This is a genomic window from Cupriavidus sp. D39 (assembly GCF_026627925.1).
Lineage (GTDB): Bacteria > Pseudomonadota > Gammaproteobacteria > Burkholderiales > Burkholderiaceae > Cupriavidus > Cupriavidus ulmosensis.
On sequence record NZ_JAPNLE010000009.1, the window covers coordinates 3,746,029 to 3,770,707 of the forward strand.

Sequence of the window (24,679 nt, forward strand, 5' to 3'; positions counted from 1 at the left end):
CGTGCATCCAACGTCGAGCGTTCACACTTATCGGTTTGTTTGCTGTTACAGCCAAGGGTCTGTAGCTCAGGTGGTTAGAGCACCGTCTTGATAAGGCGGGGGTCGTAGGTTCAAGTCCTACCAGACCCACCAAGTTACGGATGGTGGTTCGACGATGTGAGTCGATGTTGAGCCTCCGGACAGAGAAGTAAAGGGGGATTAGCTCAGCTGGGAGAGCACCTGCTTTGCAAGCAGGGGGTCGTCGGTTCGATCCCGTCATCCTCCACCACTTACTTCAGTAACCTTGGATTGGTCGTCAAAGGCAAGCGCTTAGTCTTGAGCGTTTGCCTTTGGCCTTGGCCAAGACGATGCGGGACCAAGTCTCGCTCGGCTGTTCTTTAACAATATGGGATGTAGTAAAGGTGTCGTGAGCGTTGATGAGACGCTGCAGTAAAACACGATACCGGGTTGTGATTGTATCAACCAAAATGTATTTAAGTGATCGAAAGATGACTTGGAATACGGCACAAATGCGAGAACTCATCCTGTAGCGAGCACGTACTTGGACGCAAGTTTGAGACACACTCGTTATAGGGTCAAGCGAACAAGTGCATGTGGTGGATGCCTTGGCGATCACAGGCGATGAAGGACGCGGTAGCCTGCGAAAAGCTTCGGGGAGCTGGCAAACAAGCTTTGATCCGGAGATGTCCGAATGGGGAAACCCGGCCCGTATGGGTCATCCCTGACTGAATACATAGGTCAGGGAAGCGAACGCGGCGAACTGAAACATCTAAGTAGCTGCAGGAACAGAAATCAACCGAGATTCCCAGAGTAGTGGCGAACGAAATGGGAAGAGCCTTGTACTCTTTAGCAGTGTTGTTAGCAGAACGGGATGGAAAGCCCGGCCATAGCAGGTGATAGCCCTGTATGCGAAAACAGCGTTGTGGAACTAGGTGTACGACAAGTAGGGCGGGACACGTGAAATCCTGTCTGAAGATGGGGGGACCATCCTCCAAGGCTAAATACTCGTGATCGACCGATAGTGAACCAGTACCGTGAGGGAAAGGCGAAAAGAACCCCGGGAGGGGAGTGAAATAGATCCTGAAACCGCATGCATACAAACAGTCGGAGCCTGGAAACGGGTGACGGCGTACCTTTTGTATAATGGGTCAGCGACTTACATTCAGTGGCAAGCTTAACCGATTAGGGAAGGCGTAGCGAAAGCGAGTCCGAATAGGGCGTTCAGTCGCTGGGTGTAGACCCGAAACCAGACGATCTATCCATGGCCAGGTTGAAGGTGCGGTAACACGTACTGGAGGACCGAACCCACTAACGTTGAAAAGTTAGGGGATGAGCTGTGGATAGGGGTGAAAGGCTAAACAAGTCTGGAAATAGCTGGTTCTCTCCGAAAACTATTTAGGTAGTGCCTCGTGTCTCACCTTCGGGGGTAGAGCACTGTCATGGTTGGGGGGTCTATTGCTGATTACCCCGCCATAGCAAACTCCGAATACCGAAGAGTGCAATCACGGGAGACAGACATCGGGTGCTAACGTCCGGTGTCAAGAGGGAAACAACCCAGACCGCCAGCTAAGGTCCCTAAGATTGGCTAAGTGGGAAACGAAGTGGGAAGGCTAAAACAGTCAGGAGGTTGGCTTAGAAGCAGCCATCCTTTAAAGAAAGCGTAATAGCTCACTGATCGAGTCGTCCTGCGCGGAAGATGTAACGGGGCTAAGCCAGTCACCGAAGCTGCGGATGCACGTAAGTGCATGGTAGGAGAGCGTTCTGTAAGCCTGTGAAGGTGTCTTGTAAAGGATGCTGGAGGTATCAGAAGTGCGAATGCTGACATGAGTAGCGATAAAGGGGGTGAAAAGCCCCCTCGCCGTAAGCCCAAGGTTTCCTACGCAACGTTCATCGGCGTAGGGTGAGTCGGCCCCTAAGGCGAGGCAGAGATGCGTAGCTGATGGGAAGCAGGTTAATATTCCTGCACCGTCGTATGATGCGATGGGGGGACGGATCGCGGAAGGTTGTCCGGGTGTTGGAAGTCCCGGTCCCTGCATTGGAGAAGGCGCTTAGGCAAATCCGGGCGCGGAATTCAAGGATGTGGGGCGAGCGGCCTAGTGCTGCGAAGCAATTGGAAGTGGTTCCAAGAAAAGCCTCTAAGCTTCAGTCATACGAGACCGTACCGCAAACCGACACAGGTGGGCGAGATGAGTATTCTAAGGCGCTTGAGAGAACTCGGGAGAAGGAACTCGGCAAATTGGTACCGTAACTTCGGGATAAGGTACGCCCTTGTAGCTTGACTGGCCTGCGCCAGGAGGGTGAAGGGGTTGCAATAAAATGGTGGCTGCGACTGTTTAATAAAAACACAGCACTCTGCAAACACGAAAGTGGACGTATAGGGTGTGACGCCTGCCCGGTGCCGGAAGATTAAATGATGGGGTGCAAGCTCTTGATTGAAGTCCCGGTAAACGGCGGCCGTAACTATAACGGTCCTAAGGTAGCGAAATTCCTTGTCGGGTAAGTTCCGACCTGCACGAATGGCGTAACGATGGCCACACTGTCTCCTCCCGAGACTCAGCGAAGTTGAAGTGTTTGTGATGATGCAATCTCCCCGCGGCTAGACGGAAAGACCCCATGAACCTTTACTGTAGCTTTGCATTGGACTTTGAACCGATCTGTGTAGGATAGGTGGGAGGCTTTGAAGCGTGGACGCTAGTCTGCGTGGAGCCGTCCTTGAAATACCACCCTGGTTTGTTTGAGGTTCTAACCTTGGTCCGTGAATCCGGATCGGGGACAGTGCATGGTAGGCAGTTTGACTGGGGCGGTCTCCTCCCAAAGTGTAACGGAGGAGTTCGAAGGTACGCTTGGTACGGTCGGACATCGTACCTAAAGTGCAATGGCAAAAGCGTGCTTAACTGCGAGACCGACAAGTCGAGCAGGTGCGAAAGCAGGACATAGTGATCCGGTGGTTCTGAATGGAAGGGCCATCGCTCAACGGATAAAAGGTACTCTGGGGATAACAGGCTGATACCGCCCAAGAGTTCATATCGACGGCGGTGTTTGGCACCTCGATGTCGGCTCATCTCATCCTGGGGCTGTAGCCGGTCCCAAGGGTATGGCTGTTCGCCATTTAAAGAGGTACGTGAGCTGGGTTTAAAACGTCGTGAGACAGTTTGGTCCCTATCTGCCGTGGGCGTTGGAATCTTGACGGGGGCTGCTCCTAGTACGAGAGGACCGGAGTGGACGTACCGCTGGTGTACCTGTTGTCTCGCCAGAGGCATCGCAGGGTAGCTATGTACGGAAGAGATAACCGCTGAAAGCATCTAAGCGGGAAACTCGCCTGAAGATGAGGATTCCCTGGAGCCTTGAGCTCCTTGAAGGGTCGTTCGAGACCAGGACGTTGATAGGCTGGGTGTGGAAGCGCAGTAATGCGTTAAGCTAACCAGTACTAATTGCCCGTAAGGCTTGATCCTATAACCAGTGTGTTTCTCCTGGTTGAGTATCGCGTGCCGCTGCGACAGCCACACAGCAGCTTGGCCGATACCTCGCAACCTACTACTACATCCCTATTCGCTGCGTTGACCAAGTCAACGCGGCCACCGTTTATGCCTGGTGACCATAGCGAGTTGGAACCACCCCTTCCCATCCCGAACAGGACCGTGAAACGACTCCACGCCGATGATAGTGCGGATACCCGTGTGAAAGTAGGTAATCGCCAGGCTCTCCTTGAAAACCCCCAGTACGAAAGTACTGGGGGGTTTTGCTTTTGTGGCGGCGGTTTGCGCTGCCGCTACACCAGGAATCCCGCGTCAGGGTACTGGAGCCTTTCTTCCCCCATATCCTTCTGTTACCGTTTGTCTCAAGCCCCGGCTTGGCCGGACGTGACGCGGTTCGATGCATTGACGCAGTTCGAAAGATTGAAAAAAGCCCGGGCCGGTGCGCGCCAGAACGCGCGACCTGGCGGCGGCATCCAGGTTTGGGGGATGAATGGCGGCCAGATTTTGCCTGTCGGTGCTGACCGGCGTGGTAGGTGCGCTTGTTTTGGCGGGTTGCGGCACACTCGGAACGGCGTCCACGCCGCGGGGACCGATCCCGCTGTCGGGTCCAGGCGCCATGGCCGCGGTCTCGTCAAACGATTGCAGCAGCTTTGCCGCGCACATCGAGCAACTCAAGCTCGCCCCGCCGGCGCAGACGCCGGTTTCCGCCGAGAACCTGACACCAGACCAGATCGCAACGAGCCAGAATCCAGCCGAAGCCGATCACGCCAGTGAGCCCAGTGAGCCGGAAGAGCACCCTACGCTGAAGCCCCTGCCCTTGTTCTCCGCAGCGCCAAGCGGGCTTAGCAAGCCGGTAGGCTGGCAGCCCTGGACCGTCAACCGCAACAAGATTCCCACACGCTATACCCTGACAGAAGTCGACCAACGCATGGTGTTGCATGCCGAAGCCGACAATTCGGCATCCGGCCTGTACGTACCACTGGTCGGGCGCGAGCCGGGCATGCTGAACTGGACGTGGAAGACGCGCGACGTCATCCGTAGCGCTGACAACTCGCTGGCCCCTCGCGAGGACGCGCCGCTACGCATCTTCGTCGCCTTCGATGGCGACAAGGGCAGCCTCTCGCTGAAGGATCAACTGATGTACGAGATGGCACGGCTGACAACGGGGCGCGAGATGCCCTATGCCACGCTGATGTACATCTGGGGCGGGCGCAAGCCGGAGGGATCCGTGGTGTCGAATCCGCACACCGACCGTGTGCGGATGATCGTGGTCGACTCAGGTACCCGGCATACCGGCGAATGGCGCTGCCATCGGCGCGACCTGCGTGCCGATTACCGCAAGGCCTTCGGTGCCGATCCGGGCAAGGTGGTGGCGATCGGCATCATGACCGATACCGATAACACCAAGAGCCGCGCCGAGAGCTGGTACGGCGATATCGCGCTGGACTGACGCGCGTTCAGGCCGGCGCGAGCCATTTCTCCACCAGCTTCACAAAGAAGGTCGAGCCGACCGGCAGGATCTCGTCATTGAAGTCGTAGCTGGGGTTGTGCAGCATGCAGGGGCCGAGGCCGTGGCCGGCTTCGCGGTGCACGCCTTCGCCATTGCCGATGAACAGGTAGCAACCGGGCTTTTCCAGCAGCATGAAGGAGAAGTCCTCCGCGCCCATGGTCGGCTCGATCTTGCCGTCGACATTGCCCGCGCCCACCAGCTCGCTCGCCACTTCGACGGCAAACGCGGTTTCCGCTGCGCTGTTGACGGTAGGCGGATAGTTGCGGTGAAACTCGAATTCCACGGTGCAATCGAAAGCGCTCGCCACGGCCTTCGAGACTTCCTCCATGCGGCGCTCGATCAGGTCCAGCACCGGCAGCGTGAAGGTGCGCACCGTGCCACCGATCCAGGCCTGGTCCGGCACGATATTGGTGGCATCGCCGCCATGGAACTGCGTGACCGAGATCACGGCGGCATCGATCGGGCGCTTGTTGCGGGTAATGATGCCCTGCAGCGCGGAGACGATCTGCGCGCCGGTGAAGACCGGGTCGTTGCCGTTGTGCGGCAACGCAGCATGCGCGCCCTTGCCGCGCACGACGATGCGGAATTCGTTGCTCGACGCCATCAGCGGGCCGGGGGTGGTGCCGAAGCTGCCGGCCGGCATGCCGGGCCAGTTGTGCATGCCGAACACGGCATCGCACGGGAAGCGCTCGAACAGGCCATCCTTGATCATCTCGCGCGCGCCGCCGCCGCCTTCTTCGGCGGGCTGGAAGATCAGATTGATGGTGCCGTCGAAATTTCTGTGCTCGGCCAGGTAGCGTGCCGCGCCCAGCAGCATCGCGGTGTGGCCGTCATGGCCGCAGGCATGCATGCGGCCGTCGTGCTGCGAGCGGTGGCCGAAAGTGTTGGCCTCCTGCAGGGGGAGGGCATCCATATCGGCGCGCAGGCCGATGCTGCGCTTGCTGCTGCCGTTGCGAATCACGCCGACCAGGCCGGTGGTGCCAAGGCCGCGATGGACCTCGATGCCCCAGGCAGCGAGGTTCTGCGCCACCACGTCGGAAGTCCGTTCCTCCTTGAAGCAAAGCTCCGGATGGGCGTGGATGTCGCGTCGGATGCTGCGGATCTCGGACTGCGCCTGAAGAATTTCGGGGATGAGTGTCATGATGCCAGTTGAGGGCGTGGGATACCCCGATCATACGACGCCTTAGTCCAAAGCGCCAAAGCAGGCACCTGGCAGGACACTTCCGCCACTTTCACAAGCGCTCCCGAGGCGGATGACCGCCAACCAGCGCGGGGGTTTCCCCGCATTGCCCCGCATGGTGCACTGCTGGAACAGTTCATGCTTGATGTGCTTGCCTGGCAACGTTGCCGCCTGCCGCGTCCGTAGCCGCACCAAAATGCGGCGCCTGGCGCGATTTGCCTGCGCTGCCCCTAGTCGTCATTTGCTACATTTCTTCCCGGGAGAGTTGCGCGATGTCCCTTCGCACATGCAAGAAGGCATTCGGTGCCATGGTGGTAACCGCGGCCATGAGCTTCGGTTTTGCCAGCCAGGCCCACGCGGTCGATTTCAAGCTGGCCATGAGTTCGCCCCCGACCTCGATGGATCCGCACTTCTACAATCTGTTCTCCAACATCAACGTCTCGGAGCACATGTTCGAGTGCCTGGTGAAAATGGATGCGGACAGCAAGATCATTCCCGGCCTGGCCGAGTCCTGGAAGCTGGTGAACAACCTGACCTGGGAATTCAAGATCCGCAAGGGCGTGAAGTTCCACGACGGCTCGGAACTCACCACCGACGATATCGTCTGGTCGCTCGAGCGTCCGTCCACCATCCAGAACAGCCCCGGCAAGTTCGACGTCTACACCAAGGCGATCATCAACAAGAAGGTGATCGACAAGCACACCATCCAGCTCACCACCAACACGCCGTACCCGCTGATGCTGAACGACCTGACGTCGATCTTCATCGTGCAGAAGAAGGCTACGCAGGGCCTGACCTCGGACGACTTCGCGCAAGGCAAGGGCATGATCGGCACCGGCCCCTTCAAGTTCGTCAACTACGCGCGCGACGACCGGGTCGAGCTGGTGAAGAACCCCGACTACTGGGGTCCCAAGCCCGCCTGGGACAAGGTGACGCTGCGCTTCATCCCGAACCCGGCCACCCGCATGGCGGCGCTGCTGTCCGGTGACGTGCAGGCCATCGAGAACGTACCGACGCCGGACCTGCCGCAGGTGCGCAAGGATCCGAAGCTGTCGTTCTTCTCCAAGATCTCGCACCGCGTGATCTACCTTTACACCGATGACAAGAAAGACAAGTCGCCTTTTGTCACCACCAAGGAAGGCGCGCCGATGGATAAGAACCCGCTGAAGGATGCGCGCGTGCGCAATGCCATCAGCATGGCCATCAACCGCCAGGGCATCAAGGACCGCCTGATGGAAGGCCTCGCGGAGCCGACCAACAACCTGGTGCCACCCACGCTGTTCGGCTACAACCCGAACCTGAAGACGGTCAAGTACGACCCGGAAGGCGCCAAGAAGCTGCTGGCCGAAGCGGGCTACCCGAACGGCTTCGGCATCACCTTGCACACGCCTAACAACCGCTACGTCAACGACGAGAAGATCGCCCAGACCATTGCGCAGAACCTGACCCGCATCGGCATTGCGACCAAGGTCGAGGGCATGCCGATGGCGACCTATTCTTCCAAGGGCATCAAGCACGAATTCTCGTTCGGTTTGCTGGGCTGGGGCGCGCAAACCGGCGAAGTGAGCTCGCCGCTGCGCGCGCTGCTGGCTTGCGAGGATCCGAAGAAGGGCTTTGGCACGACCAACTGGGGCGAGTACTGCAATCCCAAAATGGACGTAGTGCTGGAAAAGGCGCTGGCCACGGTGGATGACGGCGAGCGCTCCAAGCTGCTGCAGGAAGCTACCGCGATTGCCATCAACGATGGCGGTATCATCCCGATCCACCAACAGGTGACCACCTGGGCCACCCAGAAGGGCATCACCTATGTGCCGCGTACCGACGAACGGACCTACGCGCACAATTTCAAGCCGCAGTAACTTGAAGGCCTGACGTTGCGAGGGCCTGAGCAGTAAAAGGTGAGGCTAGGGAGCGCGGCCACGACGTCGCGCCCCCGGCCAGGCATTTGCAGGCATTTGCAGGTAAAGGCGGGAAGCGTACGCGGTCTGGGCGGCCGCTTCCCGACGAATCATCCCCGGACGGTAGCCGGGCCTAGCCACGAGCCGACTGCCGGTGCAGCTAGGCGGCGCCTACAGGCGCCGTGGCCTGTCATCGGCGAAGGAAAGCTTCCGAACATGCTGGTTTTCATTATTCGGCGCCTGATGCAGAGCGTAGTCGTGCTCTTTGTCATGTCGCTTTTGGTTTTCCTGGGCGTCTTCGCCATCGGCAACCCGGTCGATATCCTGATCAATCCTCAGGCCGACCAGGAGGACATCAAGCGCACCATCGCGGCGCTCGGGCTCGACAAGCCCTCTGGGAACAGTACTGGATCTTCCTGCGCAACGCGCTGCACGGCGATCTCGGCACCTCGTTCGCGCATGGCACGCCCGCGCTCAAGCTGATCTTCGAGCGCATGCCGGCCACCATGGAGCTGGCCGTGTGCGCCATCCTGCTGGCCGTGCTGCTCGGCATCCCGCTCGGGCTGTGGGCCGGCCTGCGCCCCGGCGGCGTGGCAGGCAAGACCATCATGGGCGTTTCCATCCTCGGCTTTTCGCTGCCCACCTTCTGGGTCGGGCTGATGCTGATCATGGTGTTCGCGGTGCAACTGGGCTGGCTGCCGTCCAACGGGCGCGGTGAAACCAGCACCTTGCTCGGCATCCCCGTCAGCTTCCTCACGGTGGACGGCTTGCGTCACTTGCTGCTGCCCGCGGTGACGCTGTCGCTGCTCAATATCGCCATGGTGATCCGGCTCACGCGGGCCGGCACGCAGGAGGCGATGCTGCAGGACTACGTCAAGTTCGCGCGGGCCAAGGGCCTGTCGAATACCCGGATCGTGGGCGTGCACGTGCTCAAGAACATCATGATCCCCATCGTCACGGTGATTGCCCTGCAGTTCGGCTCGATCATCGCCTTTGCCATCGTGACCGAATCGATCTTTGCCTGGCCCGGCATGGGCAAGCTGATCATCGATTCCATCCAGTTGCTCGACCGGCCGGTCATCGTGGCCTACCTGATGGTGATCGTGACGCTGTTCATCCTGATCAACCTGCTGGTGGACATCATCTACAGCGTGCTCGATCCGCGCGTGCGTATCGCCGACAACAAGGGCTGAGCTCATGACAACCGCAACCGAAACCACCGCGGCCCCGCCGCTAGCCGAGCAGACCCCGCTGCGGCGCTTCGCCAGCCAGTTCTTCTCGAGCAAGATCGCAGTGACCGGCCTGACCTTGCTGATCATGATCCTGCTGATCGCGCTGCTCGCGCCCTGGCTGTCGCCGCAGAACCCATATGACCTGGCCACGCTCGACGTGCTCGACGCGCGCATGGCCCCTGGCGAGCAGTCCGGCAGCGGCATGACCTTCCTGCTCGGCTCGGACGAGCAGGGCCGCGATATCCTCTCGGCCGTGATGTACGGCCTGCGCATCAGCATCGGCGTGGGCGTGGTCAGCACCGTGATCGCGCTGCTGCTGGGCGCCACGCTTGGGCTGATCGCCGGCTTCCTGGGCGGCCGCGTCGAGGCCATCATCATGCGCGTGGCCGACCTGCAGCTGTCGTTCCCGCCCATCCTGCTGGCGCTGATCCTGCTGGCATTCCTGCGGCCGGGCATCGGCAATATCGTGATCGCGCTGGTGGCGGTGCAGTGGGCTTACTACGCTCGCACCACGCGCAGCGCGGCGCTGGTGGAGCGGCGCAAGGAATATATCGAGGCCGCTACCTGCCTGGGCCTGCCGCCGGGGCGGATCATGTTCCGCCACCTGCTGCCCAACTGCCTGCCGCCGCTGATCGTGATCGCGGCGCTGCAGGTGGCATCGGCGATCACGCTGGAGGCCACGCTGTCTTTCCTCGGCCTGGGCGTGCCCATTACCGAGCCGTCGCTGGGCTCGCTGATCGCCAACGGCCAGCAATACATGCTGTCCGGCAAGTACTGGATCAGCTTCTTCCCGGGCATTGCGCTGGTGGTCACCATCGTGGCCATGAACCTGGTCGCCGACCAGCTGCGCGATGTACTCAATCCGCGCCTGCAAACGCAGTAACGCAGCACGACAGGAGCGAATATGAGCAAACCGACCCTTGTGGTGGAAGGCCTCAAGACCCAGTTTTTCACGCGCGGCGGTATCGCGCGCGCCGTGGACGATGTCTCGTTCTCGGTCGACCGGGGCGAGATCATGGGCCTGGTGGGCGAGTCCGGCTCGGGCAAGTCGATGACCGGCTACTCGATCATGGGCCTGATCGATTCCCCGGGCAAAGTGGTGGATGGCCGCATCGAGCTGACCAGCCGCGACGGCGTCACGCGCGACCTGCGCAACCTCACGCCGGCGCAGATGCGCGATGTGCGCGGCAACCGCATCGCGATGATCTTCCAGGATCCGATGATGACGCTGAACCCGGTCCTGCGCATCGACACGCAGATGATCGAGGCAGTGCTGGCGCATGAAAAGGTCGACAAGGCGGTGGCGCGCGAGCGCTCGCGCAATGCGCTGGCCCGCGTCGGGATTCCTTCGCCGGACGAGCGCCTGCGCGCCTATCCCCACCAGTTCTCGGGCGGCATGCGCCAGCGCGTGGCGATTGCTATCGCGCTGCTGAACAAGCCGGACCTGATCATCGCCGACGAGCCCACCACCGCGCTGGACGTCACCATCCAGGGCCAGATCCTCTACGAGATGCAAAAGCTGTGCCGCGAGTCCGGCACCGCGCTGATCTGGATCACCCACGACCTGTCCGTGGTGGCCGGCCTGGCCGATACGGTGTGCGTGATGTACGCGGGCAAGATCGTGGAAGCCGGCGATGTGCGGCAGGTGCTGGAGCGGCCCGAGCATCCCTACACGCACGGCCTGATCAGTTCCGCGCCGTCGCGCAATCCGCGCGGCGCGCCGCTGCGGCAGATTCCCGGTATGACGCCTTCGTTGTTGAACCTGCCGGCCGGCTGCGCTTTCCGCGAGCGCTGCGCCTACGCCACCGATGTATGCAAGACAACGCCGCCGCTCGACACCGCGGCAGACGGGCGCCGCCTGCGCTGCTTTCATCCGGTCCTTGCCCAGCAGGAGGCCGCATGAGAGCCGCCGTCGTTGATCCCGCACTCGCCGCCATGACGACCGAACCCATCGCCGAATCCACGCCCAACGCGCCCATCCTCGAGCTGAAGGGCGTGTCCAAGCGCTTCGTCAAATCGCTCGACGTCGCGGCCAAGATCGCCAACCTCTTCGGCGCCGGGGCGAAAGAGGAAGTGGTGCATGCGGTCGACCGGGTCGACCTGTCCATTCGCGCGGGCGAGGTGGTTGGCCTCGTCGGCGAGTCAGGCTGCGGCAAGTCCACGCTGGGCCGCATGGCGGTGGGCCTGCATTCGCTGACCGAAGGCTCCCGGCTGTGGCGGGGCGTTGACCTGGACCGCCTGCCGCCGGAGAAGAAGCGCGAGAAGCAGCTGGCGATCCAGATGATCTTCCAGGATCCGTATGCGTCGCTGAATCCGCGCCTGCGCGTGATGGACATCGTTGGCGAGGCGCCGGTCGTGCACGGCATGGTGCCGGCCAGCGAGCAGAAACGCTACGTGGAAGACATGCTGGTGCGAGTGGGCATGGACCCCACCGTGCTACGCCGCTTCCCGCACCAGTTCTCGGGCGGGCAGCGCGCGCGCATCGGGATTGCGCGGGCGCTGGCGGTCAAGCCGGAATTCCTGGTGTGCGACGAGTCGGTGGCGGCGCTGGATGTCTCGATCCAGGCGCAGGTGCTGAATCTCTTCATGCGCCTGCGCGAGGATCTCAACCTGACCTACCTGTTCATCAGCCATGACCTGGGCGTGGTCAAGCACATCAGCGACCGGGTGGTGATCATGTACCTGGGGCGGGTGGTGGAGTCGGCGCCGGCGGAAGATGTCTTTGCCAGCCCCAACCATCCCTACACGCAGGCGCTGCTGGCCGAGGCCCCCAAGCTGGAAGTGGGCAAGAAGACGTTCGTGGCGATCAAGGGCGAGATTCCCTCGCCGCTGCATCCGCCGCCGGGTTGCCATTTCCATCCGCGCTGCCCGCATGCGATGCCGCGCTGCCGGGAGGAGCAGCCGCTGCTGAAGGAAGTCGCACCGATGCGGTTTTCGGCTTGCCATTTGAACGACATGGCGTAGTTGGTTAGCCCGGCAGCGCTGGACGAAGCTGACAGGATGCGCCAACGGCGATTGAAATGACGACGGTGCTACCCCCTCTCCCCTCATGGGGAGAGGGGGAAGAACCCGGCCGCGGCGGAAGGCCAGTGGCTGACTTCAGCGGATGACCTGCCCCCGCGAATTGATGATGGTCATCTCGACGAATTTCGAGCCGACGTGGCTCTCCGGGCTGAAGTTGATGATGTAGCCGCCGAGGTCGACGTTTCTCATGCTTTCCAGCGCGGTGATCAGCTTTTCCCGGGTGAGGTCCTTGCCGGCGCGGCGCGTGCCCTCGACAAAGGCCTTGGCGGCGATGAAGCCTTCGATGCTGGCATAGTCGAACTCGTTGGGCTTGCCGGCTGCCTGCAGCAGGCGCAGGTATTCGCGCACCACCGGCAGCGTGGCGTTGCCTGGGTGGGGCATGACTTGCGAGATGATCACGCCGCTGCCCTTGGCGCCCACTTCCTTGGCAAGCGCCTGGGTGCCGACGAACGAGACGTTGTAGAACTGGCCGTTGAAGCCGCGGCGCAGCGCTTCCTTGACGAAAGCGCCGGTGGTCCGGTACGCGTTGATCATCACCACCGCGTCGGGCTTGGACTTCATCGAGCCCTGCATGGCGTCGCCGATTTCCACCGTATTGCGCACCACGCCTTCGCGGGCGACGATCTGCACGCCGCTGTCGGGCGAGGCCTTGAGAGCGCGTTCCAGCGCCTCCAGGCCGGCCTTGCCGTAGGCGTCCTCGTTGTAGACCACAGCGACCCGCTTGAGGCCGGTGACGCGGACCTGGCGCAGGATGGCCGCGGCTTCCTCGTTGAAGCCGGCGCGCACATGGAACGCATAGCGGTTGAACGGCTCGCGCAGCGACTGGGCGCCGCTGTAGGGGGCGAAGAACGGCACCTTGGCCTGGGTGGCAAGCGGCAGCGAGGCCTCGCCGGTCTCGGTGCCCACGTAGCCGAACAGCGCGAAGGCGCGGTCTTCGTCGATCAGCGCGCGGGTGTTCTTGGCGGCGGATTCGGGCTCGTTGAAGTCGTCCAGCACCTTGAGCTCGATCTTGCGGCCGTAGATGCCGCCGTGCTGGTTGACGTAGTCGAAATAGAGCTGCGCGCCGGAATTGAGCTGCTTGCCGAGCATGGCGGTAGGCCCGGTGAGCGCAGCCGACTGGCCCAGCAGGATGGTGTCCGCGCTGACCCCGTTCTCGGCGCTGGCATTGGCAACGAATGAGCCGATGGCGCATGCCACCAGCAGGCCGGCAATGCGCCAGCTCCTGACCCCAGAATGCACTTGCATGGTTTCCCCGTGAAAAACGGTGTGTTCTTTACCCGTGAATGCCTTGCCGGTCTGTGCCGGCGCTGCCCTGGCGCCATCCCCCGGCGCAGCGTCGGGCTATCATAATCGAATACAATCGGAGCCTAACAATTTCCCCGGCGGCGCCCGTCGGGGCGACGCCGGCATACAACACGCGATGCCATCAGGTCAGCCCGGCAACGGCCTTTCCTGCACGGTAGCCAGGTCCCGCCGCGTGTGGCCGCCCAGCCGCCCCGATGCATGGTTCCCATGCCAGTCGCGCCGCCCGCCCCCAATTGCTTGCCAGGAGAATCCATGGCTTCCCGCATCGTCCGTGCCGCTTGCCCGCACGATTGTCCTGATACCTGTGCCTTGCTCGTCACCGTCGAAGACGGTCGCGCGACCAAGGTGGCGGGAGATCCCGATCACCCCGGCACCCAGGGCGTGCTGTGCACCAAGGTCTCGCGCTACACGGAGCGCACTTACCACCCCGACCGCTTGCTCACGCCAATGAAGCGGGTCGGCCGCAAGGGCGAAGGCAAGTTCGAGCCGATTTCCTGGGACGAGGCGCTGGACACCGTGGCCTCCCGCTTGTCCGCCATCGCCGCGCGCGACCCGCAGGCCATCCTGCCATACAGCTATGCGGGCACCATGGGGCTGGTGCAGGGCGAGAGCATGGCGGCGCGCTTCTTTCACAAGCTGGGCGCCTCGCTGCTTGACCGCACGATCTGCGCCAGCGCCGGTGCCACCGCACTGCGCTACACCTACGGCGCCAGCATCGGCATGGACATCGAGCATGTGCCCGATGCCAAGCTCATCATCATCTGGGGCGGCAACCCCATCGCCTCCAACCTGCATTTCTGGACGCGGGTGCAGGAAGCCAAGCGGCGCGGCGCCACCCTGGTGGCGATTGACCCGTACCGCTCGCTGACGGCCGAGAAATGCCATCGCCACATCGCCCTCATGCCCGGCACCGACGGCGCGCTGGCCCTGGCGATCATGCACGTGCTGATGCGCGACGACCTGCTCGACTTTGAGTACATCGCGAGCCACACGGTGGGCTTCGAGGCGCTGCGCGAGCGTGCCCAGGCTTACACCCCGGCGCGCGCGGCCGAACTGTGCGGGATCGGCGTCGACGACATCGAATGGCTGGCCGGCCTCTACGGGCAACTCGCCGTGCGCGAGCGCCAGCCGGTGGCGATCCGCCTGAACTACGGCATGCAGCGCTCCCATGGCGGTGGCCAGGCGGTGCGCGCGGTGGCCTGCCTGCCGTCCCTGGTAGGTGCCTGGCGCCACGCGGCCGGCGGCCTCCAATTGTCCACTTCGGGCTTTTTCCCGGTGGACAACCTGGCGCTGCAGCGCCCCGACCTGCTGCCTGGCCTGCCGGCGCTGCCGCGCACGGTCAATATGAGCACCATCGGCGACGCGCTGCTCGATGCCGGTGACGGCGCGAGCAACCCGAAGATCGAGGCGCTGGTGGTCTACAACAGCAACCCGGTGTCGGTGGCGCCGCAATCGACCAAGGTGGCCGAAGGCTTCGCGCGTGAAGACCTGTTCACCGTGGTACTGGAGCAGTTCCGTACCGATACGGCCGACTATGCCGACATCCTGCTGCCGGCCACCACCCAGCTCGAGCACGTGGATGTGCACAAGGCCTACGGCCATACATACTTCCTGGCCAACAACCAGGCTATCGCGCCGCTGGGCGAGGCCTTGCCAAACACCGAGATCTTCCGCCGCCTGGCCCAGCGCATGGGCTTTGTCGAGCCGTGCTTTGCCGATAGCGACGAGGACATCGCTGCCCAAGCCATCGTGGCCACGGACCCGCGCGCGGCAGGCATCAGCTGGGACTCCCTCAAGGCGCAGGGGTGGCAAAACTCAACCTGCCGGCGGCGCCGCTTGCCGAGGGCGGCTTTGCCACGGCGTCCGGCAAGTGCGAGTTCTACTCGGAGATCATGCGCCGCGACGGCCTCGATCCCTTGCCCGACTACGTGCCCCTGTACGAGACACCCGCGACCGCGCCGGAACTGGCAGCGCGCTATCCGCTGGCGATGATCTCGCCGCCGGCGCGCAACTTCCTCAACAGCTCGTTTGTCAACGTCGACAGCCTGCGCGCCACCGAAGGCGAGCCGCACCTGGACATCCATCCCGAGGACGCCGCCCCGCGCGGCATCGCCGACGGCAGCATGGTGCGTGCCTTCAACGACCGCGGCAGCATGCTGGCGCGGGCCCGCGTGACCGACCGGGCTCGCCGCGGGCTGGTGGTGGGGCTGTCGATCTGGTGGAAGAAACTGGCGCCGGACGGCAAGAACGCCAACGAGCTCACCAGCCAGCGCCTGACCGACCTGGGCCGCGCGCCGGTCTTCTACGATTGCCTGGTGCAAGTGGAAGCCGCGCCGGCCACGGCTGTCGCCGCCTAGCCGCCATGAACCTGCGCCCGGCACGCACGCTTCAAGCCCTGGCTGCGCTGGGGCTTGCCGCGCTGCTGTCCGGCTGCGACACGGTCGGCTACTACGCGCAGTCGATCGGTGGCCACCTTGGGGTGATGGCGGATTCCCGGCCATTGCCCGACGCCATTGCCGCGGCGCAGCAAGCCAAGGACACGCGGCTGGCGCAGCGCCTGGCTCTCGCCGGCACCATCCGCGACTTTGCCTCCCGTGAGCTGAAGCTGCCGGACAACGGCAGCTACCGCCGCTACGCCAACCTGCACCGGTCGTATGTGGTGTGGAGCGTGTTCGCCACCCCCGAGCTGTCGATGGAGCTGCACAAGTGGTGCTTCCTGGTGGTGGGCTGCATCAGCTACCGCGGTTATTACGCGCAGGCCGACGCCGACGGCTACGCGCAGGGCCTGCGCAAAGAGGGCCTGGAACCCTACGTCGCCGGCATTCCGGCGTATTCCACGCTGGGATACTTCGACGATCCGCTGCTCAATACCTTCGTCTACCAGCCCGAAGGCGAGCTGGCCCGGCTGATCTTCCACGAACTGGCGCACCAGGTGGTCTATGTGCGCAATGACACCACCTTCAACGAGTCCTTTGCCACCGCCGTGGAAACGGCCGGGGTGGAGCGCTGGCTGGCGCTGGCGGCGTCGCCCGATGCTCGCGCCAGTTACCGCCAGTACGACATGCGCCGCCAGCAATTCCGCGCGATGCTGCTGGACGCGCGCGATCGGCTTGATGTGCTCTATCGCTCGCCCTTGCCAGACGATGCCAAGCGCGCCGGCAAGGCGGAGATCTTCGCCGGCTTGCGTGCTCGCTATGCAAAGCTCAAGGAAGAGTGGGGCGGCTACAGCGGCTACGACCGCTGGTTCGAGCGGCCGCTGACCAACGCGCAGCTCGCTGCCGTGGCGACCTACCAGCAATGGGTGCCGGCCTTCACGGTGCTGCTGGCGCGAAGCGGCGGCGATTGGACAGCGTTTTATGCCGAAGTGCGGCGCATCGGCGAGCTGCCGCGCGCCGAGCGCGACGCCCGCCTGCGCCAGCTGGCGCCGCCGGCCAGCGGCAGCGATGCGCTGACCGCTGGCGAGAGCGGGACCGCGGTGGGTGCCGCGATCGGCGCGGCACGCGCCAGCGGCGCGCCCGACACGCCCCCGCGCCCCCGCACCCGCAGCGGGCGCCAAGCCTGGAAGCCCTGACTAGGCGCCCGGTGGGCGCTTCATCCGGCAGACCGATGGCAGGTTCAGGTCTCCCCCAGCCGTGGTGCTGTCGAGGCGGAAGCCGTATTGTGTGCCTTCCACGCCAACCTTGACCGTCTTGCCGTCCACCGGCGCGATGGTCGAGACCACCTGTGGCAGCAGCAACTGGTGATCGCTCTTGCGCATCAGCACGTCGCCCACGGGCGAGCGGTACTGCATGCCCTCGAGGGCAAACGCGATGCTGGTCGGATCGTCGGAGTTGGCGCGGCGGATCGCCTCGCTGAGCATCTGCACGGCGATCAGCACGCGCGGGGCGAAGTACTCGCCCGCCGGGGTTTGCCTGACCCGCGCCGCCAGCGCAGCCAGCACCGGATCGTCGCCGTTGGGCAGGTACTCGGCCACCCAGGTCAGGTGCGCGTTCTTGGCCTGCGACACGGCCAGCACCGTGCCGGGCGCGCCGCCGCCGCTATGGTTCAGGTAGTTCAGCTCATAGCCAGCCTCGCCGCCGGCCTTGATCAGCAGGCTGAGATCCTGGCCCCAGTTGCCCGTGACCACGGTATCGGCGCCGCTCTCCTTGATCCGGCTCATGTAAGGCGCGAAGTCCTTGACCCTTGCCAGCGGGTGCAGCGCCTCGCCGACGAACTGCACATCGGGCCGCGCTCCTGCGATCATCTGCCGGCCCAATGCTGCCCAGATGCGGCCCTGGGTGTAATCCTGGTTGAGCAGGTAGACCTTGTGCATGCCCTTTTGCTGGCGCGCGAAGTTGGCCAGCGCGCGCATCTTCATTGCCGTGTTCGCCTCGGTGGCGAAGTGCCAGAAGCTGCAGCGAGCGCCCGTCAGGTCTGGGTCGAGCGAGGCGTAGTTCATGATCAGGACGCGCTGCCTGGGGTTGCGCTCGTTGTGGCGGTTGACGGCCTCCACCAGCGCCGTGACCACCGGCGAGCCAGATGCGCCGGTGAACACCACGTGCACACCCGCGTCGATCGCGCTTTGCAGCGCCGTCAGGCTTTCCTGCGCAGAGAGCTTGTTGTCGTAGCTCACCAGGGCGTAGTCGCGCCCGAGCACGCCGCCCTGGGCGTTGGCGTCATCGAGCGCGAACTTCAGGTTGGCCTGGAAGATCTGGCCGACGTTGGCCAGCGGCCCGGACAACTGGTCGATGAACGCCACCTTGATGGGCGCGGCGGCGCTGTCCTGCGTTTTTTCCTGTGCCTGCAGCGGCAGCGCGCTGACCAGCGCAAACGCGGCAACGGCGACGCTGCGCACGAACACGCCACGCGCCAGCGCGGCGATCCTGGCGGCGGCGCGTGGCGCGCGCCTCAAGTCATGGGACATCGATCCTCTCCTTGTTCTCGTCACCACGTGTCGATGAAACGGCGCGATTCGGCCGCAGGCGTATCGCGCGCGCCCGGTGCCGAGAGCGCCGAGGCCAGGCCGCGCAGCAGCCAGTGGCGTGTGTCGGCCGGGTCGATGACGGCGTCGATTTCCAGGTGGCTAGCCATATTAAGCGCTCGGCCGCGCTGGTAGGCCGCCTCGATCATGCGCGCAAACAAGGCTTCGCGCTCGTCCGGGTCGGCCACGGCTTCCAGCTCCTTGCGAAAGCCTAGCCGGATCGAGCCCTCTATGCCCATCGCGCCGAACTCGCCGCTGGGCCACGCTACCGTAAAGAACGGTGCGCTAAAGCTGCCGCCCGCCATGGCTTGCGCGCCCAGGCCATAGCCCTTGCGCAGCACCACGGTGAAGAAGGGCACGCGCAGCGCGCCGGCGGTGACGAACAGGCGCGAGACGTGGCGCACGGTGGCGGTCTTCTCGGCCTGCGGCCCCACCATGAAGCCGGGCGTGTCGCACAGCGAGACGATGGGCAATCCGTGCGCATCGCATAGCTGCATGAAGCGCGCGGCCTTGTCGGCGGCGGCGGCATCGATGGCGCCGCCCAGGTGCCGCGGGTTGTTGGCGATGCAGCCGAAGGCGCGGCCTTCGATGCGGATCAGCGCGGTGATGATGCCCGCCCCAAAGGCGGCGCGCAGCTCCAGCACCGAATCGTGATCGGCCAGCGCCGCGAGCACGCCGCGCATGTCGTAGCTGCGCAGCCGGTTCTCCGGGATCAGGTGGCGCAGCGCGCGGGCGTCGCCGGCCTGCCAGAGGGCCAGGTCGCCCTGGAAGTAGGACAGGTAGCGGCGCGCGGCTTCCACCGCGGCGACCTCGTCGTCGACCAGCACGTCGATCACGCCGTTGGGTGCTTGCACGCTCACCGGGCCGACCTCCTCCGGGGCGAACACGCCGAGCCCGCCGCCTTCGATCATGGCCGGGCCGCCCATGCCGATGGTGGCGTTGCGCGTGGCGATGATCACGTCGGCGCAGCCCAGCAGCGCGGCATTGCCGGCAAAGCAGCGCCCGGAGACGATCCCCACCAGCGGCACCTGGCCGGACAGCCGTGCGAGCTGGATGAAGGAGGTGCAATCCAGCCCGGCCACCACCGGGGTGTCGGTGTCTCCGGGCCGCCCGCCGCCGCCTTCGGCGAACAGCACCACCGGCAGGCTCCACTGGCGCGCCAGCGCCAGCATGCGGTCCAGCTTCTTGTGGCCGTAGAAGCCCTGGGTTCCGGCGAGCACCGTGTAGTCGTACGCCAGCACCATGCAGCGCGCATCCGTTGCCGGGAAGCGTTCGGCGTTGACGGTGCCGATGCCGGTGACGATGCCGTCGGCCGGTGTCGCGCGCTCCAGGTCCTCCACGCTGCGGCGCTGGCGTTGCGCGGCGATGGCCAGCGCGCCGTACTCGATGAACGAGTTGGCATCGCACAGCTGGGCGATGTTCTCGCGCGCGGTGCGCCCGCCCCGGGCATGGCGCTTGTCCACCGCTTGCGCTCGGGCCGCATCCAGCGTGAGTGCGTGGCGGGCCAGGGCGTCGCGCAGGTCCGCGCGGATATGGGCGGGATCCACGGCGGCGCCGGCCTGCGCCGCATGGTGGCCGCCTGCATCCATCGACAGCACGATCACCGGCGCGCCCGCGCGCAGCACGTCGCCGGGCGCGGCCAGCACGCGCAGGACTTCGCCCGCGCCCGGCGCTTCCAGCGGGTGCTCCATCTTCATGGCTTCGATGATGGCCAGCGGCTGCCCGCGCCGCACGCGGTCGCCGGGGCGCACCTGCACAGCCGCCAGCGCGCCGTCCATGGGCGCGCAGAGCAGCTCGGCGTCGTCCGGCAGATCGTCCGGCAGCGTGGATGCGAGCGCTTGCGGGCTGCCGGCCGCGCCCACCGCATGCAGCGCCGGATGGCCTGGCTCGCTATCCTGGGCTTGCGCCGCGAGCGCCGGCAGCGCGGCATCCAGGTATTGGGTGTGGACCGCGTTGCGCCGTACGTCGTCGCGCAGCAGCAGGTCCTGCAGCAGCCTGCGGTTGGTGTCGATGCCCTCGATGCGGAACTCGCACAGCGCGCGATAGGCCTGGGCCAGCGCGCGCTCGTAGTTGCCGCCGGGCTCGTGCACGATCAGCTTGGCCAGCAGCGAATCGAAGCGCGGGTTGACGGTCATGCCGGCATGGCCCGCGCCGTCGACGCGCACGCCGGGGCCGCTGGGCGGCTCGTAGGCGTCGATGCGGCCGCTGGCGGGGCGCAACTGGCCCTGCGCGTCGAGGTGCTCCGCGTTGATGCGCAACTGCACCGCGATGCCGCGCGGCGCTGGTGCTTGCGCCAGCCCGAGGTGATCGAGATCCTGGCCGCCGGCGATGGCCAGCTGCACCTGGACCAGGTCCACGCCGGTCACCATTTCCGTGACGGTGTGCTCCACCTGCAGGCGCGGGTTGGCCTCCATGAACCAGAACTCGCCATCGGCGCCCAGCAGGAATTCAAAGGTGCCAATGCCGCGATAGGCGCTGGCGCGTGCCAGCGTGATCGCGGCCTGCGCCAGGCGCGCGCGCGTGCCGGCATCGAGCGAAGGGCTGGGCGCCACTTCCACCAGCTTCTGGTGCCTGCGCTGCAGACTGCATTCGCGCTCGCCCAGGGCCATCACGCCACCGGCCGCATCCGCCACCACCTGGATCTCGATATGGCGCGGCGCGTGGACGATGCGCTCCACGTAGACGGCGCCGTTGCCGAACGCGGCCGTGGCTTCGGAGACGCAGCGGGCATAAGCCTCGTCGATGTCCGCTGCCGCGTGCACCGCGCGCATGCCGCGCCCGCCGCCGCCCGCCAGCGCCTTGATCATCATGCCGGCCGGCTTGCCCGGCGCCTGCAGCGCAGCAAAGAACGCGTGCGTGGCAGCCAGGGTCGTCGGCCCGGTCGAGCCCGGCACCACGGGCACGTTGCACTCGCGCGCCAGTGCGCGCGCCCGCGCCTTGTCGCCGAACAGGCGCAGCACATCGGGCGCGGGGCCGACGAAGGCCAGGCCGGCATCCAGGCAGGCCTGGGCAAACTCGGCGTTCTCGGACAGCAGGCCGTAGCCCGGGTGGACCACGTCGCAACCACTGCGGCGCGCGGCGTCTACCACCTGCGCGATGTCAAGGTATGCGCGCGGTCCGGTGCCGGGCAGCGCCACCGCGCCATCGGCCTTGCGCACATGGAGGGCGTCGCGATCGTCCTCGCTGTACAGGGCCACGCTTACCAGGCCCGTGGCCGCGGCGGCGCGGGCGATGCGGATGGCGATTTCACCGCGATTGGCGATCAGTAGCTTGCGCAACGTCATGATGTGGAGGAGGTGAATAGGGCGGAGGTGAGGGAGAGAGGCATCGCGGGTTCAGCCAAGCTGTTCGGCAAGCGGCGCCAGGTCCTGCTTGCGCACCTTGCCCGTGGCGGTCAGCGGCAGGGCGTCGACGATCTGCACCAGCGGCACCTTGTAGACCGCCATATTGGCGCGGCACCATTGCACCAGCGCGGCGTTGTCCACCGTGCCGATGGCCTCGGGCTTTAGCATGACAAAGGCCACCGGCAACTGGCCGCGGTCTTCATCCGCGCGGCCCAGCACCGCCGAGCCGAGAATGGCCGGATGCTGGCCCAGCAGCGCCTCGATCTCGGCCGGGAAGACGCTCATGCCGTTGACCTTGAGCATCTCCTTGCGCCGGCCCAGGTAGTGCAGGTAGCCGTGCTCGTCGATCAGGCCGATGTCGCCGGTGTGGAACCAGCCGTTGCGCAGCGATTCGCGCGTGGCGTCGGGTTTGTTCCAGTAGCCTTTGAGCAGGGTCGGCGTGCGCACGCACAGCTCGCCCTCGGCGCCCGGCGGGAGCAGTTCGCCGCCTTCGAAGTCGCAGATCTTGAATTCGGTGCCGGGCACGGGCAGGCCGACAAAGATGGGTTGGGCGCGCAGGTCCAGGTCATCGTCCTGCATGCCGTAGGCAAAGGTGTTGCAGGTCTGGGTCTCGGTCATGCCCCAGGCGGTCTCGGCGATGACCGAGCCGGTCAGCGCCTGCCATGCGCGGCGATAAGGCAGGTTGAGCTTCTTGACGAAGGACGATACGCCCACGTAGCGCAGCGAGCGCAATGCGTATTGCGCCGCGCGCGGGTGCTCCATCACCTCCACCGCGTTGTCCACCAGCATCGAGGCGTTGGTGACGCGGTAGCGCTGCACCGCCGCCATGAAGGTCTCGGGATCCCAGCGCGCCAGCAGCACCAGCGGGATGCCGAAGAAGGCGGGGAAGATCAGGCAGAGGTTTTCGCCGGCGATCCAGAACTCGGGGAAGAAGCCCAGCATGACGCTGTCGTTGGCGATATCCAGCGAGACCGCGCCGAACGCGGCCGCCATGTCCACCATATCGCCCTGGGTATGGATGCAGCCCTTGGGCAGGCCGGTGGTGCCGCCGGTGTAGTTGAGCGCGGCCACGGCATCGAGCGATGCCGGCGTGGCGGGCGCCGGGTGCGTGCACGCGGCCATTGCGGGCAGCAGGTCGATGGCGTGGTCCTGCGCTTCGCCGTGGTAGCGCGGTGCCTGCATCATGGGCGGCAGCGGCAGCGTGGGCTCGGCGGGAATCACATCGGCAAAGCTGGTTGTGAACAGCAGCGCTAGCGGATCCTGCGTGCCCAGCGCGGCGCGCGTTTCGCGCACCAGCGGCACCAGTTGGTCGAGCGCGATCAGCGCGCGCGGCGTGCTGTCGGCGAGCGCGTGCTGCAACTCGGCGCGCTGCGAGAGCGGGCTGATCGGCACGTACACGGCGCCCAGCTTGAGGATGCCGAAGAACACGACGTGGAATTGCGGGCAATTGGGCATCAGTACCGCCACGCGGTCGCCGGCGCCGATGCCGTGCGCTGCCAGCAGCGCGGCGCAGCGGTCGCTCTGCGCGTCGAGCCCGGCATAGGTGGTTTGGTGGCCGTAGACGATCACTGCGGGGCGGTCCGGCCGGGTGCGGCCCCAGTGGCGCAGCATGTCCGTGAGCGGCTGGCGCCCCAACGGATATTGCGGCGCGCGCGGGGTGTGCTCGGGCCATGCGCGCTGCCAGCGCGCATGCATGTCGGCCAGGTAGGTCGTCTCGTCCATTGGCGGTGTCTCCTTGCTGGTGGGCCGCCAAGCCGGCTTGGGTTGGCGAAATTTACTCTTTGGTATATTTACTTACCCTTGGGTATGATCGTATTGGCATTGCCGTCACGCGTCAAGCCAGGCGCCGGCTGCGTGAATCAGTGGCAGCCAGGGGTAGCGGGTCAACGCCAAAACGGACTGCCGGGCCTTCCAGGCGCGGCGCCATGCGAGAATCGCGTCATGCCGACTGCACAGAAAACCGCTCCTGCTCCCGCCGCCGAGGCCGTCCCGGAGATCGCTCTGGACGCCGTACCCGCCCGCTCGCATATCGCCGAGCGGCAGGAAGCGCGCCGCCGCCAGATTCTCGATACCGCTGCCCAGCTGTTCTATACCAAGGGCTATCCCGGCATGACGATGAACGACCTGTGCCGCGCGCTGGGCGTGACCAAGCCGGCGGTGTACTACTACTTCACCGACAAGTACGAGATCTTCGACATCCTGTGCCGCGAGTCCGCGCAGACTTGCCTGCCGGTCATCCGCGAGACCGCCGATCCGGCCCTGCCGGTGCGCGAGCGCCTGCATGCCTGCCTGCTGGAAATGGCGCGGCGTTGCATCGCCTGCTACGTGCCCGCCACGCTCAGCTTCCGCGACAACCAGTACCTGCGGCCGGAAACGGTGACTTGGCTGGGCAATATGGCGCGTGCCTTCTACCGCGACCTCTATGCGCTGCTGGAGGAAGGCAAGCGCGCGGGCGTGTTCAGCTATGGCGACGCACGCGTGACCGCTCATGCGATCGGCAGCGTGGTTGGCTTCATGTACACCTGGCACCAGCCCGAGCGCATGGAGGCGCAGACGCTGGCGGAAGAACTGGCCACCAACATGATGAAGATGGTGCTGCCGGTGAACGCCTGACTTCGGCGAGGCTTTTCGTGGCGGCCTGGCGAGAAGCCGCTAGGGGAATTCCCGAGTCCGGGTTGAACTGTGCGCTAAACTTCACGTCAGAAGGTGGAGAGGGTCCAGAGGACTTCATCTAACGTGTTGTCTTAACC

12 protein-coding genes, 2 tRNA genes, 2 rRNA genes and 2 pseudogenes are annotated in these 24,679 nt (G+C 64.8%); 13 read left to right on the forward strand and 5 right to left on the reverse strand.

The window, feature by feature from the left end; all coding sequences use genetic code 11:
* Positions 1-55 precede the first annotated feature (55 nt).
* The 5 genes from OMK73_RS29590 (at position 56) to OMK73_RS29610 (ending at position 4,926) form a co-directional block, all read left to right on the forward strand.
* Positions 56-132: transfer RNA gene (locus OMK73_RS29590), tRNA-Ile, on the forward strand.
* A gap of 60 nt (positions 133-192) precedes the next feature.
* Positions 193-268, forward strand: a tRNA-Ala gene (locus OMK73_RS29595).
* A 305-nt stretch (positions 269-573) separates the two neighbouring features.
* Positions 574-3,452 (forward strand): 23S ribosomal RNA (locus tag OMK73_RS29600).
* Between the two features lie 135 nt (positions 3,453-3,587).
* Positions 3,588-3,700: ribosomal RNA gene (gene rrf, locus OMK73_RS29605) — 5S ribosomal RNA — on the forward strand.
* Positions 3,701-3,966: 266 nt separating this feature from the next.
* Positions 3,967-4,926: a DUF3047 domain-containing protein gene (locus OMK73_RS29610; protein WP_267605157.1), complete on the forward strand. Its 960-nt coding sequence runs from the start codon at positions 3,967-3,969 to the stop codon at positions 4,924-4,926.
* 7 nt (positions 4,927-4,933) lie between these two features.
* Here OMK73_RS29610 and OMK73_RS29615 read toward each other — a convergent pair whose 3' ends face one another.
* Positions 4,934-6,127, reverse strand: coding sequence for a M20 aminoacylase family protein (locus OMK73_RS29615; protein ID WP_267605158.1), 1,194 nt, complete (start codon positions 6,125-6,127; stop codon positions 4,934-4,936).
* A gap of 311 nt (positions 6,128-6,438) precedes the next feature.
* Here OMK73_RS29615 and OMK73_RS29620 point away from each other — a divergent pair, with 311 nt between their 5' ends.
* From OMK73_RS29620 to OMK73_RS29640, 5 genes and pseudogenes are all read left to right on the forward strand, one after another.
* On the forward strand, positions 6,439-8,025 hold the full coding sequence (locus tag OMK73_RS29620) for an ABC transporter substrate-binding protein (protein WP_267605159.1): 1,587 nt from the start codon (positions 6,439-6,441) through the stop codon (positions 8,023-8,025).
* 255 nt (positions 8,026-8,280) lie between these two features.
* Positions 8,281-9,257, forward strand: a pseudogene (locus OMK73_RS29625) (ABC transporter permease).
* 4 nt (positions 9,258-9,261) lie between these two features.
* A complete protein-coding gene (locus OMK73_RS29630) occupies positions 9,262-10,179 on the forward strand; it encodes an ABC transporter permease (RefSeq protein ID WP_267605160.1) in 918 nt (305 codons plus the stop codon).
* A gap of 21 nt (positions 10,180-10,200) precedes the next feature.
* Positions 10,201-11,199 (forward strand): ABC transporter ATP-binding protein, encoded by a 999-nt coding sequence (locus OMK73_RS29635; protein ID WP_267605161.1) that lies wholly within the window; start codon positions 10,201-10,203, stop codon positions 11,197-11,199.
* 32 nt (positions 11,200-11,231) lie between these two features.
* A complete protein-coding gene (locus tag OMK73_RS29640; protein WP_267606564.1) occupies positions 11,232-12,260 on the forward strand; it encodes an ABC transporter ATP-binding protein in 1,029 nt (342 codons plus the stop codon).
* Positions 12,261-12,395: 135 nt separating this feature from the next.
* Here the strand turns inward: OMK73_RS29640 and OMK73_RS29645 are convergent, their stop codons facing one another.
* Positions 12,396-13,565 carry an ABC transporter substrate-binding protein gene (locus OMK73_RS29645; RefSeq protein WP_267605162.1) on the reverse strand — a complete coding sequence of 390 codons (1,170 nt, stop codon included), beginning with the start codon at positions 13,563-13,565 and terminating at the stop codon, positions 12,396-12,398.
* A 312-nt stretch (positions 13,566-13,877) separates the two neighbouring features.
* On the opposite strand from OMK73_RS29645, the pseudogene OMK73_RS29650 reads away from it, so the two are divergent.
* A pseudogene (locus OMK73_RS29650) lies at positions 13,878-15,982 on the forward strand (molybdopterin-containing oxidoreductase family protein).
* Between the two features lie 5 nt (positions 15,983-15,987).
* Positions 15,988-17,196 (forward strand): aminopeptidase, encoded by a 1,209-nt coding sequence (locus OMK73_RS29655; RefSeq protein WP_267605163.1) that lies wholly within the window; start codon positions 15,988-15,990, stop codon positions 17,194-17,196.
* On the opposite strand, the gene OMK73_RS29660 is transcribed toward OMK73_RS29655, so the two are convergent.
* Genes OMK73_RS29660 through OMK73_RS29670 form a run of 3 tightly spaced genes read right to left on the reverse strand, consistent with a single transcriptional unit; the run spans position 17,197 to position 23,651 of the window.
* Positions 17,197-18,528, reverse strand: coding sequence for a branched-chain amino acid ABC transporter substrate-binding protein (locus OMK73_RS29660; protein ID WP_267605164.1), 1,332 nt, complete (start codon positions 18,526-18,528; stop codon positions 17,197-17,199). It lies immediately after the preceding gene.
* A 20-nt stretch (positions 18,529-18,548) separates the two neighbouring features.
* A complete protein-coding gene (locus tag OMK73_RS29665) occupies positions 18,549-21,869 on the reverse strand; it encodes an acetyl-CoA carboxylase family protein (protein ID WP_267605165.1) in 3,321 nt (1,106 codons plus the stop codon).
* A 51-nt stretch (positions 21,870-21,920) separates the two neighbouring features.
* A complete protein-coding gene (locus tag OMK73_RS29670) occupies positions 21,921-23,651 on the reverse strand; it encodes an AMP-binding protein (RefSeq protein ID WP_267605166.1) in 1,731 nt (576 codons plus the stop codon).
* Between the two features lie 219 nt (positions 23,652-23,870).
* On the opposite strand from OMK73_RS29670, the gene OMK73_RS29675 reads away from it, so the two are divergent.
* Positions 23,871-24,542, forward strand: coding sequence for a TetR/AcrR family transcriptional regulator (locus OMK73_RS29675; RefSeq protein ID WP_267605167.1), 672 nt, complete (start codon positions 23,871-23,873; stop codon positions 24,540-24,542).
* Positions 24,543-24,679: the final 137 nt, after the last annotated feature.